This is a genomic window from Providencia sp. UF-224 (genome assembly GCF_058245955.1).
Genome location: NZ_JBSICC010000006.1, coordinates 143,158 through 159,116 on the forward strand (window position 1 = coordinate 143,158; position 15,959 = coordinate 159,116).

The window sequence follows — 15,959 nt, forward strand, 5'->3', positions numbered from 1 at the left end:
AATTAAATTTAATGATTTATTTAGCAACCGTATAGAAGTTAAAGTTTTACTTAAGTTGCATGTAAATAGATGTAAAAGAGTGGTTAATTGCTATCTGTAAGTGGAACTTTTGCGCATAATCTGTGGTCATAGTCATCAGTAAAATTGAATCTTATACCAACCAAATAGAAGCTCATTGTGTTTGCCAAACGAAAGGCTCACAGTGAATTAAACCTTTATTCTTGAGAGAATTGACTGAATTATGAAAAGAAAAAACTTTTTTCTTACCGCTGTAGCAATGAGTTTAGGCTTATCTTTGGCCACTATTCCCACTGTAAGTAGTGCTGCACTCCCTGCGACACTGCCAGCAACGGCGCAAAGCCAAAACATGCCGAGCCTTGCACCAATGCTGGAAAAAGTATTGCCAGCGGTGGTGAATATTCACGTATCGGGAACTCGCGTACAAAACCAACAAATCCCTGAAGAATTAAAATTCTTCTTTGGCCCTAATGCACCTTCACAACAACAAAGCGTGCGCCCATTTGAAGGCCTTGGTTCAGGGGTTATTATCGATGCCCAGCAAGGTTATATTTTAACCAACAACCATGTTATTGATGGCGCAGATAAAATTCAAATTCAATTAAATGATGGCCGTGAAATTGCCGTCAAATTGATTGGTAAAGACCCGCAAACCGATATCGCGTTACTGAAAATCTCAAATGATAAAGATATCAAAAATTTAACCGCCGTCAGTATTGCTGATTCCGATAAATTGCGTGTGGGTGATTTTGCTGTCGCGGTTGGTAACCCATTCGGATTAGGCCAAACAGCTACTTCGGGGATTATTTCTGCATTAGGTCGTAGTGGCTTGAATCTTGAGGGCTTAGAAAACTTTATTCAAACCGATGCATCCATCAACCGTGGTAACTCTGGTGGTGCCTTAGTGAACTTAAACGGTGAGCTGATTGGTATCAACACCGCTATTTTAGCCCCTGGTGGTGGTAATATCGGTATCGGTTTTGCTATCCCAAGCAATATGGCGAAAAACCTCAGTGAGCAGCTAATTAAGCACGGCGAAGTTAAGCGCGGTATCTTAGGTATTAAAGGGACTGAGATGAACTCAGACATCGCAAAAGCCTTCAATATTGATGCTCAGCGCGGTGCGTTTGTCAGTGAAGTTCTGCCGAAATCATCTGCTGCAAAAGCAGGTATTAAATCAGGTGACGTTCTAGTCTCTGTCGATGGTAAGCGCATTAACAGTTTTGCGGAATTAAGAGCTAAAATTGGTACTAGCCAAATCGGAAAAGAAATCACTATTGGCCTTATCCGTTCAGGCAAACCAATGGATGTAAAAGTTGTTCTTGAAAATGATGAAGGCTCAGCAACACGCGCAGAGAAATTAACTGAATCATTATTAGGCGCAACGATTTCGAATGCGACTATTAGCAATACACGTGGTGTTCAAGTGGACAGCGTCGCACCTAAATCCCCTGCTGCAGCTATTGGCTTAGTCAAAGGTGACTTAATCTTTGGCGTGAACGATCAACGCGTTGAAACTATTGAGCAATTCCGCAAAATCATCGATGGTAAGCCTCCAGTACTGGCAATGAAAGTCTTACGTGATGGTGAAACCTTATATTTATTAATGCGCAATTAATTAATAAACGTAGGTCTTAAAATCAATAAAACAGGTACAGTATCACTCTGCTGTACCTGTTTTTTTATGTTATGCTCACTGCATGTTTAAAAATAACTGAATCTCCAATATCTTATGGTAAAGAAGCTAACCATCTCTGTCCTGCTTGGCCTATTGACTGCATTGATTATCATCATTGCGGTACCTTCTTTGCGCCCACAAGGTTTAGCGGATTTACTGTATGGCAGAACAAATAGCGAGCCTATCAGTTATAACAAAGCTGTGCGTCGTGCAGCTCCAGCCGTGGTTTATGTTTACAGTAGCTCGAAAGGCAGTTTTTCCCAGTCTGGACGTGAACTAAAATCGTTAGGCTCAGGTGTGATTATGAGCCCGAATGGCTATATCATTACCAATAAGCATGTGGTTGATAACCCAGATCAAATCTTAGTAGCACTGCAAGACGGCGCCATTTTTGATGCCTTACTGGTAGGTTCTGATTCACTGACAGACCTTGCTATACTTAAGATTGATGCGGATAACCTCCCTGTAATCCCCATTAATACTCAACGTGTCACCCATGTGGGGGATGTCGTCTTAGCTATTGGCAATCCCTACAATATTGGTCAAACCGTCACCCAAGGCATTATTAGTGCGACAGGCCGTGTGGGTCTAAGCTCGACACGTCGGCAAAACTTCTTACAAACTGATGCTTCAATTAATTCAGGTAACTCTGGTGGAGCCCTAATTAATACCGAAGGTGAGTTAGTCGGGATTAACACCCTTTCTTTCACTGCGGGACAAGGAATTACGTCAGAAGGCCTCAGTTTTGCCATTCCGACTGCGCTTGCAACTAAAATTATGGATAAACTGATCCGTGATGGCCGAGTGATCCGTGGCTATATTGGCATTACCGCGCGTGAGCTTCCACAAATCAGATCAAACAATAATAATATCAACCAGATACAAGGGCTACGTATTTTCCAAGTTGCGCCAAATGGCCCAGCGGCTAAATCGGGTATTGTTCAAGGAGATATCATTTTATCTGTTGATGGAAAACCCGCAATTTCTGCTGCTGAAACTATGGATTTCGTGGCTGAAATTCGCCCCGGCAGTAAAGCCTCTGTGCAAATTTTGCGAGACGGCGAAACGAAAACTATCGATGTCGTTATTGAAGAAAATCCTGAAGGACAAGCTGGTTAATTGCAGGCAAATAAATTTGACGATAAAAAATGCCGTTCAATTGAACGGCATTTTTGTTTCAATTCAATAAACGAGAACGTTAGTCGTCTGAATGAACACGCTGAATATCTGCCCCTAAACCACGTAGCTTGTCTTCAATATGCTCATAACCACGGTCAATGTGGTAAATACGGTCAACCGTTGTAGTGCCTTCTGCAATACAACCTGCAATAACAAGGCTTGCAGATGCACGTAAATCTGTTGCCATCACTTGTGCACTGGTTAGCTTCTCAACGCCATGGCACAACACCGTATTACTTTCGATTTCCGCATGCGCACCCATACGGATAAGCTCAGGGATATGCATAAAACGGTTTTCAAAAATTGTCTCAGTGATAAGCCCTGCACCTTCAGCGATTAAGTTTAGTAAGCTGAACTGTGCTTGCATGTCTGTTGGGAACCCCGGATGTGGTGCCGTACGGATAGTCACCGCTTTAGGGCGTTTACCTTCCATATCTAAGCTAATCCAGTCATCACCGATTTCAATCGTTGCCCCTGCTTCGCGCAATTTTGCTAATACTGCATCCAGTGTATCTGGGCGTGCATTACGGCAAATCACTTTACCGCGAGAAACTGCCGCCGCGATTAAGAATGTGCCTGTTTCAATACGGTCAGGCAGAACTTGGTATGTACCACCACCTAAACGCTCAACCCCTTCAATCACAATACGGTCAGTGCCTGCACCGGTAATTTTTGCACCAAGGGTGTTTAAGAAATTAGCCGTGTCTTCAATTTCTGGTTCACGCGCCGCATTTTCGATGGTTGTTGTGCCTTCCGCTAATGTGGCAGCTGTCATAATAGAGACCGTTGCCCCTACGCTAACTTTATCCATCACGATGCAGGCCCCTTTCAGGCGACCATCAACGGTGGCTTTCACATAACCATCTTCCAGAACAATATTTGCACCTAACTGTTCTAAACCAGAAATATGTAAATCAACAGGACGAGCACCAATAGCACAACCACCCGGCAGAGAAACTTCGCCATGACCAAAACGTGCCACTAAAGGTGCCAGCGCCCAGATAGAAGCACGCATGGTTTTCACGAGGTCATAAGGGGCGCAGTAAGTGCTTACTGTGCTCGCATCAACAAATACTGAACCATTACGTTTCACTTTCGTGCCAAGCTGATTCAATAATTTAATGGTGGTGTCGATATCCCTCAAATGAGGAACATTCTGTATTTCTACAGGCTCTTCAGCCAATAGAGCAGCGAACAGGATTGGCAGCGCAGCATTTTTCGCGCCAGAAATAGTAACCTCGCCCGATAAACGGGTTGGTCCTTTAACTAAAAACTTATCCATTCAAGTATTCTCGTATGTCGAATTGTACAGGCTGTTCGCTTAGGCTTTGAAATCAAAGGCCACTAAGTTTACGATCGCGCTCCCATTGCGCAGGGGTGTACGCTTTAATTGATAGAGCATGGATGCGGTTATCCGCAATATATTCCATCAATGGCGCATAAATTGCTTGCTGTTGCTTAACAAGGCTCATACCGTCAAACATGTCACCGACAGCGATAACCTGAAAGTGGCTACCATCACCTGTAACAATAGCCTCATCCAGAGACAACTTTTCCATCAATACTTGTTTTATTTCGTTGGTTTCCATAGTGACTCTATTATGATTATTTGTGGTTTTTCAATTTTACTCTGACTAATTCTAGTTGAATGTGCCCAATTAGTCACAACTCGAATTGAAAGAGCATAAACGTCTATCCTAAAGGATTAAGCCTAACACTTAAACCAAAGAAAACGCCCCTAACGCACAAATGCACGTAGAGGCGCTTATTTTTACATAACTTGACCGAATTTAGGACTCATCGCCTTAATCCAGAATGATGGTTTTCACCCCATACAACTCAATAAGTGTATTCAAGTTATCACTGGCACCAATAATCTTCAGCGGCAGTTTTTTGGTTTGAAACTCGCCTTTTAAGCGAACTAACATTGCCAGCCCTGTTGAATCCACATGGGTTAAGCCTGAAACATCTATTTTTTCAATCTGTTCCAGCAATGGGGATTTTTTATCCCAAAACGACATCAACGAGTCACGGTCTAATGAGCCCGTCAAATGCAGTGTTGATTGCGTTTTTTCCCATGCCAATGCGTGGCTCATATTAGTTTTTCTCTTCTAACGTAATTGGCGCTTTTGCACTGATTTCTAACTGTTTTGTTAAGCCATCAATGCCTTGTTTACGTAAAATATCGCCCCACTCATTTTGCTTGGTGGTGATCATGCTTACGCCTTCAGCGATCATATCATACGCTTGCCAATAACCCGTTTTGCTGTTTTTACGCCATTGGAAATCTAAGCGTACCGGCGGACGGCCATTGGTGTCGGTGATTGTGACACGAATAGCAACGATATTTTTATCGCCAACAGGTTGTTCTGGCGCAATTTGGTAAGTTTGACCATGGTACATTGCCAGTGCTTGGCCATAAACCTGCTCAAGGTAGTCTTCGAATGCCGCAAAGTAAGCATCACGCTGTGCAGGGGTTGCACCTTTATAGTAAGTCCCTAAAACCAGCGCACCTGCATATTTAATTTGCACATAAGGCAGTAATTCTTCACGAACAATCGTTCTTAGGTATTCAGGATCTTGTTTAATCTTCGGCTGTTCAGATTTCAACCGATTAAAAGTTTTTGCTGCCGCCTCATCCATTAATTTATACGGATTCGTTTGGTCTACCGCCATCGCAAATGGCGCAATAGCCAACATGGCAACCATCATTAAACGTTTAAACATAATTCATTCCTTTAACTATTTTGAGGGAGCTGCGGATTATTTAGATGCAGGCTCAGCACCTTGACTATCGCCACTCTTATACAAGAACTGCCCGATTAAATCTTCCAACACCATTGCAGGTTTAGTGTCTTCAAGGCGTCCACCATTTTTCAAGATAGCAGTCCCTAACTCTTCATCATCAGGACCAATATTCATAGCAATATACTGTTCGCCCAGTAAACCTGATGTCCGAATGGATAAAGAACTTGAATCTGGAATATTGTCATATTCACTTAGTAAATCGATTTTTACTTCAGGTACATAGTTCTTTTTATCGAGGGTGATGCTGGCAACACGGCCAACAACCACACCACCAACTTTGATTGGAGAACCTTCTTTCAAGCCACCAATATTTTCAAATGACGCTGAAATTTGATAGGTGGATTGGCTACCAATCGATTTCAAATCGGCGACTTTTAAACATAAAAAGATAATGGCGGCGATCGCCAACAACATAAAACAGCCAACCCATATTTCACTTTTTTTACTTTGCATGACTTAGTTCCCAAACATCAGTGCGGTAAGTACGAAATCCAGTCCTAAAACAGACAATGACGCATGAACAACGGTTCTCGTTGTTGCTTGGCTGATCCCTTCCGAGGTTGGAATTGCATCATAGCCATTAAACAGTGCGATCCATGTTACGGTGAACGCAAACACTAAGCTTTTGATAACACAGTTAACCAGATCTAATCGCCAATCGATTGAAGATTGCATTGATGCCCAGAAAAAGCCTTCATCAATCCCCTTCCAATCCACACCAACCAATGCACCGCCTAAAATACCGACAGCCACAAAAATCAGTGATAACAACGGCATACTAATAAAACCAGCCCAGAAGCGTGGTGCAATAACCCGTCTTAATGGGTCTACCGCCATCATTTCTAAACTCGAAATTTGCTCAGTGGCTTTCATTAAACCAATTTCAGCTGTCAATGCCGAACCCGCACGCCCTGCAAATAACAAGGCCGTCACAACAGGACCAAGCTCCCTTAATAGAGAAAGTGCCACCATCATGCCTAGGCTCGCTTCTGCACTGAATGTGGTGAGGACAAGGTAGCCTTGTAGCCCCAACACCATGCCAATAAATAAGCCCGATACTGCCACAATCAATAAAGACTGTACGCCTACCGCATACAGTTGCTTCATTAGAAGCGGCCACTGTTTGCCAAATTCAGGTTTACCTAATAAGGCGCGAAACAGCATGTAGCCTGCTCGCCCAAAAGCAGAAAAAATATCAATCCATCGACGTCCGAAGGCTGCTATCGCCTTTATTATCATCTTATTTTACCCTAATAAATCGGCCAGATAATCATTGGCAGGAAAACGGAACGGCACAGGACCATCAGCAATACCATCAAGAAATTGGCGCACGCGAGGATCTTGGTTATCACGCAGCGCTTCACCCGTTCCCTGAGCAATCACATGCTGCTGGGCAACAATATACGCATTATCTGCAATGCTCAAGACCTCTGGCACATCATGAGAAACCACCACACATGTTACGCCAAGCGCTTGATTTAATTCATCAATAAGTTTAACCAAAACCCCCATCGTAATCGGGTCTTGCCCTACAAAAGGCTCATCAAACATGATCAAATCTGGGTCAAGGGCAATGGCGCGTGCTAAAGCTGCGCGGCGTGCCATTCCGCCAGAAAGCTCAGATGGCATCAATGCAGCCGCCCCGCGTAACCCGACCGCCTCTAATTTCATCATCACGGTCGTGCGAATTAAAGACTCGGGTAAATTTGTATGTTCACGCAGTGGAAACGCTACGTTATTAAACACATCCATATCAGTGAACAACGCCCCTGATTGGAACAACATGCTCATTTTTTTACGTGCTTGATATAATTTGGAACGTGATAATGACGGGATATTGTCGCCATCAAACCAAATTTCACCTTCATTTGGGCGTAATTGCCCACCAATCAAGCGCAGCAATGTGGTTTTACCAATCCCAGATGGCCCCATTATTGCCGTAATTTTACCACGAGGAACAGTCAGGTTAATATTTTCAAATATTTTCCGATTGCCTCGAGTAAAGGACATGTTCCGTACTTCGATTAAGTTGTCTGTCTGTGCTTGCATTGTTAAATAACTCGTTATACATCATGCCTGAATATCATGTTTACCCGCTCAGATATTACCGAAAGATAAACTGAAAATCGTCTAATATCACAACGAAATAGAATTTATAGTATTATAGCGCCGAAAATGTGACTTTTAGTGTTACAACTGTATTTTTGTATAAACAACACCAACCAAAACTGATTAAATTAATTTATAGTCAGTAAAAATTGCCTGCAATAACAGCAGATAGCTCTTAGAATGTGGCGTTTAATTAATGGTGAGGATACGCGAATTTACCCGCCTATTTTTGGTTCAAGATGCTAAAGAAAGCAGATTTTACCTCTCCAATTGTACTTTGGATCACCGTAAAATAACAATTAGGTGCGAAACTATCATTAAAGATAGCTTAACAGACAAAATACTTACTGATACTAAGTATTCGTTATACAATTCATTTTTGCTTATCCGATTCACTTAAAAGCTACGCATGGAACGAGAAATGTCAAACTTCGATTTTCAGAAAGTAGGTAAAGAAGTTCTCCATATCGAACACGAAGGCTTAAAAAACCTAGAACAATATATTAATGCTGACTTTAACCGCGCTTGCCAATTGATTTTTGGTTGTGAAGGTAAAGTTGTCGTGATGGGAATGGGAAAATCTGGGCACATCGGCCGTAAAATTGCAGCGACATTAGCCAGTACGGGTACCCCCTCCTTTTTTGTTCACCCAGGCGAAGCTAGCCATGGTGATTTAGGGATGATAACGAATAAAGATGTGGTACTCGCCATTTCAAACTCAGGGGAGTCTGGTGAAATTTTAGCGTTACTGCCTGTTTTAAAGCGTATAAAGGTTCCCTTAATCTGTATGACAAACAACCCTGATAGTAATATGGGGAAATATGCAGATGTCCATTTATGCATTAAGGTGCCACAGGAAGCCTGCCCATTAGGGCTCGCACCAACAACCAGTACCACGGCAACCTTAGTGATGGGCGATGCCTTAGCTATTGCATTGTTAACTGCTCGTGGGTTTACTGCGGATGATTTCGCACTTTCTCACCCAGGCGGCGCACTTGGGCGCAAACTTTTACTCTTAGTTCGTGATTTAATGAATACGGGTGAGGATATCCCCCATATTCCTAAAAGCGCGTCTTTGCGTGAAGCTTTAGTCGAAATTACCCGTAAAAAGCTGGGTATGACTGTGGTTTGTGATGACGAGATGAATATTGAGGGTATCTTCACGGATGGTGATTTACGCCGTATCTTTGATATGGGAATTGACCTGAATAACGCGAAAATTGCGGATCTCATGACCCCTGGTGGCATTCGAGTCTCCCCAAGTATGTTAGCCGTTGAAGCGCTCAATTTAATGCAATCAAAACACGTAACCTCATTGTTAGTTGCACAAGACAATAAATTAGTGGGTGTTTTACACATGCACGACCTGCTCCAAGCAGGTGTTGTATAATATAAGGAAATACCATGAGTTCTCAAAACTTGAACACCTGCTACGGCCCCGTTGCCACTTCCGTCATCGAAAAAGCCGCTAAAATTAAGCTGCTCATTTGCGATGTCGATGGCGTGATGTCCGATGGTTTGGTGTATATGGGGAATAATGGTGAAGAGCTCAAAGCCTTTAATGTGCGTGATGGATATGGTATTCGTTGCCTATTAACGTCCGATATTGAAGTCGCCATTATTACTGGCAGAAAAGCCAAGCTCCTCGAAGATAGAGCGCAAACTTTAGGCATTACATATCTTTACCAAGGCCAAAGCGATAAGCTTTTGGCGTATCGTGAACTGTTAGATACACTACAACTAGCAGAAGACGAAGTGGCTTATATTGGCGACGACCTCATCGACTGGCCTGTTATGGCACGAGTCGGGTTATCTGTCGCTGTTGCGGATGCGCATCCGCTGCTCCTACCGAAGGCAAACTACGTAACACGCATCGGTGGTGGTAAGGGCGCAGTACGTGAACTTTGTGACCTGATCCTTCTTTCCCAAGGTAAATTGGAAGAAGCGAAAGGCTTATCGATATAACGAATAGATTGAATTCATGAGCAATGCGAAGAAGTGGTTAATCATTATTTTGTCCTTGGTTGCGTTAGGGCTTATTGGCTGGAATTTAGCAGGCAATGACGCATCTGACTCACAGGAGAAAGTAATCAATGATGGGCAACCTAATTATCAAACTGATGATTCAGTGACTTACGTCTATAACCCAACAGGAAATCTAGCGTATAAACTCGTTTCAGATAAAATTGATAATTATACTGAAGGGAAAATCACGTGGTTTTCGAAACCCGTTTTAACTACTTATAACGAAGCTGGCGTGCCTACATGGACAGTCACAGCCTTCAAAGCAAGGTTAACAAACGACAGGGTGCTTTACCTGTACAGTGATGTCCAAGTCGATAGTTTAACAAAAGAGTCGCAGATACAACGAATTACAACTGAAAGTGCAGTTGTCAATTTGACAACACAAGACGTTTCATCCGACGATAAAGTGACCATTATTGGGCACGGTCTTAATTCTACTGGTTTGAAAATGAAGGGAAATCTTCGTACTAGAACCGCAGAATTAATCGAGGATGTGAAAACTCATTATGTGTTACAACCGGAAGAGCATCAAAATGAATCAAGTAACTAAGAAGCGTTTTATTCAAGGAGCGGTTGCCAGTGCAATTTTGGCTCTTAGCCTCCCAGCGATGGCATTAAAAAGTGACACCCAGCAGCCGATGACGATTAACTCGGTCAAACAATCTCTTGATTTAGAAAAGAACGTCACCACATTTACCGATGACGTTGTGATTAAACAAGGCTCTATTGATATTCGTGCTAACAAAGTGGTTGTAACACGTCCAAGCAGCGACTCGGATAAAATTGTGATCGAAGCTTTCGGTAATCCTGTGACGTTTTACCAGTTGCAAGATGACGGTAAGCCAATCAAAGGCCATGCAAACAAAGCGCGCTATGAAGTGGATAAACAGCTTGTCACTTTAACGGGCGGTGCGTATTTAGAGCAGCTAGACAGCAATATCAAAGGCGACAAAATCACCTATGTTGTACCAACACAGCAAATGGAAGCCTTTAGTGATAAAGGCAAGCGCGTGACTACCGTGATTTTGCCTGCGCAATTGCAAGAAAAAGGCCCAGCAGCAAACAATTCATCAGCAACTACGGGTAAGAGTAAATAATCGTTATGGCGACACTAACCGCAGAGAATCTGGCTAAATCCTATAAAAAACGCAAGGTTGTTGAAGATGTCAGCCTTGAAGTTAAATCAGGCGAAATTGTTGGCCTGTTAGGGCCAAATGGTGCCGGTAAAACCACCACCTTTTATATGGTTGTGGGTATTGTTCAGCGGGATGCGGGCAAAATTTTAATTGATGGTGAAGATATCAGCTTACTGCCACTGCATGAACGTGCACGTCGCGGTATTGGCTACCTACCTCAAGAAGCCTCTATTTTCCGTCGCCTTAGCGTTTATGATAACCTGATGGCGGTACTTGAAATCCGCGAAGATTTAACGTCTCAACAACGTAAAGAACGTGCTGAAGAGTTAATGGAAGAGTTTAGCATCACACATCTTCGCGACAGCATGGGGCAATCCCTTTCAGGTGGTGAACGCCGCCGTGTTGAGATTGCTAGAGCGCTGGCCGCTAATCCAAAATTCATTTTATTAGATGAACCCTTTGCGGGGGTTGACCCAATCTCTGTCTTGGATATTAAAAAAATCATCCAGCATTTACGTGACTATGGCCTTGGCGTGTTGATTACCGACCATAATGTTCGTGAGACGCTAGATGTGTGTGAAAGAGCCTATATTGTGAGCCAAGGCCACCTTATCGCCCATGGCACACCAACGATGATCTTGGAAAATGAACAAGTGAAACGTGTATACTTAGGTGAAGGTTTCCGGTTATAAACCGTGATATCGAGTTTCGTTGTTAGGGAGAAAAAAACACTTTCATGAAGCAAAGTTTGCAGCTCAGAGTCAGTCAACAACTTGCAATGACCCCTCAATTGCAGCAGGCAATCCGTCTGTTGCAACTTTCTACACTTGAGCTTCAACAAGAAATTCAACTTGCGTTGGAAACCAACCCGCTTCTTGAACAAGAAGAACTCGGTTCTGAAAGTGACTCAATTGATTCTCTCGATACCACTGACAGCAGCGAACTCGATACAAAAGATGCTTTAGAAAACAATGATATGCCTGAGGAACTTCCTCTTGATGCCGATTGGGATGAAATCTACACGGCAGGAACACCATCAGGCACCAGCAATGATTACAGCTTCGATGAGCTGCCTGTTTACCAAGGTGAAACCACACAAACGCTGCAAGATTATCTAACGTGGCAATCCGATCTCACCCCGTTTACAGATACAGACCGTGCGATTGCCACCGCAATTATTGATTCTATAGATGATTCCGGCTATCTCACTACATCAATCTCTGATATACATGAAGGGATTGATAACCCTGAAATTACCCTAGAAGAAGTCATTGCAGTGCTAAAGCGTATTCAGCACTTTGACCCGCTTGGTGTTGCTGCACAAGATTTAAAAGAATGTTTATTGATTCAGCTTTCGCTCTACCCAAAAGAAACGGGTGGGTTACAAGAAGCTAAGATAATCATCAGCAACCACATTGATTTGCTTGCTAATCGTGATTTTAGGCAGCTCGGCAAATTAACGCGCTTAAAGGAAGATGCACTGAAAACGGCTATCGATTTGATTTTAACCTTAAATCCAAAGCCAGGGCAGTCTATCAATACAGGCGAATCGGAATATGTTATTCCAGATGTTTTAGTGAAAAAGATAGCTGGACACTGGCAAGTTGAGCTAAATACAGATAGCATTCCTAAACTAAGTATTAACAATCATTATGCTTCGATGGCAAATAGTTCAGCTAGCGATGATGATACACAATACATTCGTAGCCACCTGCAAGATGCAAAATGGTTGATTAAAAGCTTAGAAAGCCGCCATGAAACGCTGTTAAAAGTGGCAACCTGTATCGTTGAACAGCAACAAGAATTCTTTGAGTTAGGTGAGGAGTACATGAAACCGATGATATTGGCAGATATTGCCTATCAAGTGGACATGCATGAATCCACCATCTCTCGAGTGACAACTCAAAAGTTTCTCCACAGCCCACGAGGCATTTTTGAGTTGAAGTATTTTTTCTCAAGCCATGTAAGCACGGACACAGGCGGCGAAGCCTCATCCACTGCAATTCGGGCCTTGGTGAAAAAACTGGTTGCTGCTGAAAACCCAGCAAAACCATTGAGTGACAGTAAATTGACGAGTATGCTGGAAGAACAAGGTATTCAAGTGGCTCGTCGTACTGTTGCTAAGTATCGTGAATCGTTATCTATTCCGCCCTCAAACCAGCGTAAACAACTGGTTTAATTGATAAAATAAGGAAGGTTGTATGGAATTTCAGATTACTGGACACAATATTGAAGTTACTCCAGCACTGCGTGAAACTGTTGAGAAAAAGCTCAGTAAATTAGGGCAATTGTTCGACCGTATTAACAGTATCCAAGTCGTCCTGAAAGTTGAAAAAGTTCAGCAAATTGCTGAAGCAACCGTGCAAGTTAATGGAGCGGAGCTCCATGCATCAGCGGAAGAAAATGACATGTATGCCGCTATCGATTTACTGGTAGACAAACTGTCACGCCAATTAACCAAACATAAAGAAAAACTGAGACAACATTAATACATTGATGCGGCTTACTCGTTAAGCCAATGAATGTTTCAAACCAGATGGTGGCATACACCATCTGGTTTTGTAGTCCTAAGTGAACAATAAAATGAATAGTGATATAGAAATCCAGTTAAACGACGTTTTATCATCAGCCTGTACACGTAATAATATTGTGTGCACCAGTAAAAAAAGAGCCCTAGAAATTATTAGTGAGCTGGCTGCCGTTGAATTGGAATTACCTGAAAATACGGTATTTGAAGCGTTATTAACCAGAGAAAAAGTCGGTACTACAGGCATTGGCGGTGGAATTGCAATTCCTCATGGCAAGCTCGATGAAAGCGAAAGTTCTCGCGCAGTCGGCGTGTTTTTGCATTTAGAAGAACCTATTGCCTTTGATGCGATTGATAATCAGCCTGTTGACCTGCTTTTTGCATTACTCGTGCCATCAGACCAATGTAAAACGCACTTACACACGTTGTCGCTTATCGCCAAAAAACTGGCTGATAAAACATTCTGTAAGCGTCTACGCTGCGCGCAAAGCGATGATGAGCTCTATCGTATTATTACAGAGTAAGTGATAATTTATGTGTCTTGCTATAGCCTAATGATATTGTTATGGTTTCTATCGTTAGAAATAACAAAACACAGTTTATTAAGACATACATCATTAGGAAACGAAAGGGAGTAAGCTCATGGTGCTGATGATTGTCAGCGGCCGTTCCGGTTCGGGGAAATCCGTTGCCTTACGTGCGCTGGAAGATATGGGTTTCTATTGCGTGGATAACCTGCCGGTTGTGTTATTACCGGAGTTAGCAAATTCACTCGCTGATCGTAATATCTCAGCAGCGGTGAGCATTGACGTGCGTAATATGCCCGACAATCCAGAAGTGTTTGAAGAAGCAATTGATAAACTACCTGCAAGCTTCTCTCCGCAGCTCTTATTTCTGGATGCCGATCGCAACACTCTGATCCGCCGCTACAGTGATACTCGTAGGTTACACCCGCTTTCAAGTAAGAACCTTTCTCTTGAAAGTGCCATTGATGAAGAAAATGAGCTTCTTGAGCCACTACGCTCACGGGCAGACTTAGTCATCGATACCTCTGAAATGTCTGTTCATGAGCTAGCAGAAATGCTCAGAACCCGTTTAATGGGTAAACGCGAACGTGAACTGACTATGGTGTTTGAGTCCTTCGGCTTCAAACACGGTATTCCTATTGATGCAGACTATGTTTTTGATGTGCGCTTTTTACCCAATCCACACTGGGACCCAAAACTGCGCCCAATGACAGGCCTTGATCGCCCTGTCGCTGCATTCTTGGATAGGCATACTGAAGTTCATAACTTTATCTACCAAACCCGTAGCTATTTAGAGTTATGGCTGCCGATGTTAGAAACCAACAACCGTAGCTACTTAACTGTCGCAATTGGCTGTACTGGGGGTAAACACCGTTCTGTCTATGTTGCCGAACAACTTGCTGACTATTTCCGTTCCCGTGGCAAAAACGTGCAATCGCGCCACCGGACGCTCGAAAAACGCAAGTAGCTGAAATGACGGTAAAAGCCACAATAACACTGAAAAATCGCCTTGGTATGCATGCCAGACCGGCCATGTTACTTTATGATTTAGTTCAACAATTTAACTCTAAGGTTATTTTGCGCAATAATAGCCAAATTGAGGCTGAGGCTGATAGCGTTATTGCAATGTTGATGTTAGACTCGGAACAAGGCAGTAAAATTGATATTGAGGTTAGTGGCACAGATGAAAATCAGGCATTAGCCGCCATTGTTAACCTGTTCGAGAGTGGGTTTGATGAGCTTGATGAGCTCAAAAAAGAATAACCTACTTCAGCCTAACAATAAAAATATCAATATGCGTATTTTTACAAAGGCAGGCTTGGAGATCGTGATCCTGATCTCTTCCCTTTAAAGCGCATAGCGCCTAATATTTTAATCAAATTTTATTTATAGCGACACCCCCTACCTTCTGGGTGGGGGGTGTTTGCTTTGTACGTCTCTATTGGAGTGTGGTATGACAAAGCCAACAATTATTATCAATGATTTAGATGCTGAACGCTTAGATGCACTGATGGAACAGCCGGCTTACGCAGGTACCCCCGTTGCCGAAGCGCTCAATGATGAACTTGACCGTGCAGACATTCTTAGCCCACAAGAAATCCCTGCTGATGTGGTCACAATGAACAGTACCGTCCGCTTTTTAGACCTCATTAGCAACGAAGAGCGCACGCGTACACTCGTTTACCCTGCTTCGCTAAAAGATAGCGCAGAACAGTTATCTGTTATGGCGCCTATCGGTGCAGCGCTATTAGGCATGCACACGGGTGACGAAATTAGTTGGGAACTGCCAAACGGTGTACAAACACGTGTTCGTGTTCTTGAAATCGTCTATCAGCCAGAAGCGGCTGGCGAATTTCACCGTTAATTTCGACTTGCTGAATTAAGGATGGCTTAGCGAAAAAAGTTTTCTTGAGAAACTCAGGCAAGTCTTCTGGCATATTCAGGCACTCATT

Annotated in this window: 20 protein-coding genes; 13 read left to right on the forward strand and 7 right to left on the reverse strand. The window is 43.0% G+C overall.

The genetic code is table 11. The features are described from left to right. The first annotated feature begins 241 nt into the window (after positions 1–241). Both AC4IFO_RS08380 and degS read left to right on the forward strand, forming a co-directional pair. Positions 242–1,636 carry a Do family serine endopeptidase gene (locus tag AC4IFO_RS08380; protein WP_490733430.1) on the forward strand — a complete coding sequence of 465 codons (1,395 nt, stop codon included), beginning with the start codon at positions 242–244 and terminating at the stop codon, positions 1,634–1,636. Between the two features lie 114 nt (positions 1,637–1,750). Further along, positions 1,751–2,815: an outer membrane-stress sensor serine endopeptidase DegS gene (gene degS, locus AC4IFO_RS08385; protein WP_490733432.1), complete on the forward strand. Its 1,065-nt coding sequence runs from the start codon at positions 1,751–1,753 to the stop codon at positions 2,813–2,815. 79 nt (positions 2,816–2,894) lie between these two features. Here the strand turns inward: degS and murA are convergent, their stop codons facing one another. The 7 genes from murA to mlaF all read right to left on the reverse strand — a co-directional run bounded on the left by murA (position 2,895) and on the right by mlaF (position 7,732). Further along, positions 2,895–4,157, reverse strand: coding sequence for a UDP-N-acetylglucosamine 1-carboxyvinyltransferase (gene murA, locus AC4IFO_RS08390; protein ID WP_490733434.1), 1,263 nt, complete (start codon positions 4,155–4,157; stop codon positions 2,895–2,897). 52 nt (positions 4,158–4,209) lie between these two features. After that, positions 4,210–4,464: a BolA family iron metabolism protein IbaG gene (ibaG, locus tag AC4IFO_RS08395; protein ID WP_490733436.1), complete on the reverse strand. Its 255-nt coding sequence runs from the start codon at positions 4,462–4,464 to the stop codon at positions 4,210–4,212. Between the two features lie 216 nt (positions 4,465–4,680). Next, a complete protein-coding gene (gene mlaB, locus AC4IFO_RS08400; RefSeq protein ID WP_490733438.1) occupies positions 4,681–4,971 on the reverse strand; it encodes a lipid asymmetry maintenance protein MlaB in 291 nt (96 codons plus the stop codon). A gap of 1 nt (position 4,972) precedes the next feature. Next, positions 4,973–5,602: a phospholipid-binding protein MlaC gene (gene mlaC / locus AC4IFO_RS08405; RefSeq protein WP_219244565.1), complete on the reverse strand. Its 630-nt coding sequence runs from the start codon at positions 5,600–5,602 to the stop codon at positions 4,973–4,975. Between the two features lie 36 nt (positions 5,603–5,638). Next, positions 5,639–6,136 carry an outer membrane lipid asymmetry maintenance protein MlaD gene (mlaD, locus tag AC4IFO_RS08410; protein ID WP_273826740.1) on the reverse strand — a complete coding sequence of 166 codons (498 nt, stop codon included), beginning with the start codon at positions 6,134–6,136 and terminating at the stop codon, positions 5,639–5,641. Between the two features lie 3 nt (positions 6,137–6,139). Beyond that, positions 6,140–6,922, reverse strand: coding sequence for a lipid asymmetry maintenance ABC transporter permease subunit MlaE (gene mlaE, locus AC4IFO_RS08415; RefSeq protein ID WP_047756206.1), 783 nt, complete (start codon positions 6,920–6,922; stop codon positions 6,140–6,142). 6 nt (positions 6,923–6,928) lie between these two features. Continuing rightward, entirely contained in the window at positions 6,929–7,732 is an 804-nt protein-coding gene (mlaF, locus tag AC4IFO_RS08420) for a phospholipid ABC transporter ATP-binding protein MlaF (protein ID WP_490733441.1), read from the reverse strand. Between the two features lie 481 nt (positions 7,733–8,213). Between mlaF and kdsD the strand changes: the two genes are divergently transcribed. The 11 genes from kdsD to rnk all read left to right on the forward strand — a co-directional run bounded on the left by kdsD (position 8,214) and on the right by rnk (position 15,871). Beyond that, positions 8,214–9,182, forward strand: a complete 969-nt coding sequence (kdsD, locus tag AC4IFO_RS08425; RefSeq protein ID WP_490733443.1) for an arabinose-5-phosphate isomerase KdsD — start codon at positions 8,214–8,216, stop codon at positions 9,180–9,182. Between the two features lie 14 nt (positions 9,183–9,196). Beyond that, the gene (kdsC, locus tag AC4IFO_RS08430) at positions 9,197–9,757 is read left to right on the forward strand and encodes a 3-deoxy-manno-octulosonate-8-phosphatase KdsC (protein ID WP_219244569.1); all 561 of its coding nucleotides are present in this window, start codon (positions 9,197–9,199) and stop codon (positions 9,755–9,757) included. Between the two features lie 16 nt (positions 9,758–9,773). Further along, positions 9,774–10,367: an LPS export ABC transporter periplasmic protein LptC gene (gene lptC, locus AC4IFO_RS08435; protein WP_219244570.1), complete on the forward strand. Its 594-nt coding sequence runs from the start codon at positions 9,774–9,776 to the stop codon at positions 10,365–10,367. Continuing rightward, positions 10,351–10,914, forward strand: a complete 564-nt coding sequence (lptA, locus tag AC4IFO_RS08440) for a lipopolysaccharide ABC transporter substrate-binding protein LptA (RefSeq protein ID WP_219244571.1) — start codon at positions 10,351–10,353, stop codon at positions 10,912–10,914. The genes lptC and lptA overlap by 17 nt, the downstream gene beginning before the upstream one ends. Before the next feature lie 5 nt (positions 10,915–10,919). Next, positions 10,920–11,645 (forward strand): LPS export ABC transporter ATP-binding protein, encoded by a 726-nt coding sequence (gene lptB, locus AC4IFO_RS08445; protein ID WP_219244572.1) that lies wholly within the window; start codon positions 10,920–10,922, stop codon positions 11,643–11,645. A gap of 44 nt (positions 11,646–11,689) precedes the next feature. Next, positions 11,690–13,132: an RNA polymerase factor sigma-54 gene (gene rpoN / locus AC4IFO_RS08450; RefSeq protein ID WP_490733446.1), complete on the forward strand. Its 1,443-nt coding sequence runs from the start codon at positions 11,690–11,692 to the stop codon at positions 13,130–13,132. A 22-nt stretch (positions 13,133–13,154) separates the two neighbouring features. Then, a complete protein-coding gene (gene hpf / locus AC4IFO_RS08455) occupies positions 13,155–13,442 on the forward strand; it encodes a ribosome hibernation promoting factor (RefSeq protein ID WP_219244574.1) in 288 nt (95 codons plus the stop codon). Between the two features lie 94 nt (positions 13,443–13,536). Then, the gene (ptsN, locus tag AC4IFO_RS08460; protein WP_353243663.1) at positions 13,537–14,004 is read left to right on the forward strand and encodes a PTS IIA-like nitrogen regulatory protein PtsN; all 468 of its coding nucleotides are present in this window, start codon (positions 13,537–13,539) and stop codon (positions 14,002–14,004) included. A 118-nt stretch (positions 14,005–14,122) separates the two neighbouring features. Next, complete coding sequence (gene rapZ / locus AC4IFO_RS08465) at positions 14,123–14,974, forward strand: RNase adapter RapZ (protein ID WP_206083546.1); 852 nt, start codon at positions 14,123–14,125, stop codon at positions 14,972–14,974. 5 nt (positions 14,975–14,979) lie between these two features. Beyond that, positions 14,980–15,270 (forward strand): PTS phosphocarrier protein NPr, encoded by a 291-nt coding sequence (gene npr, locus AC4IFO_RS08470; protein WP_490733449.1) that lies wholly within the window; start codon positions 14,980–14,982, stop codon positions 15,268–15,270. Positions 15,271–15,460: 190 nt separating this feature from the next. Next, positions 15,461–15,871, forward strand: coding sequence for a nucleoside diphosphate kinase regulator (gene rnk, locus AC4IFO_RS08475; RefSeq protein WP_219244577.1), 411 nt, complete (start codon positions 15,461–15,463; stop codon positions 15,869–15,871). Positions 15,872–15,959 lie beyond the last annotated feature (88 nt).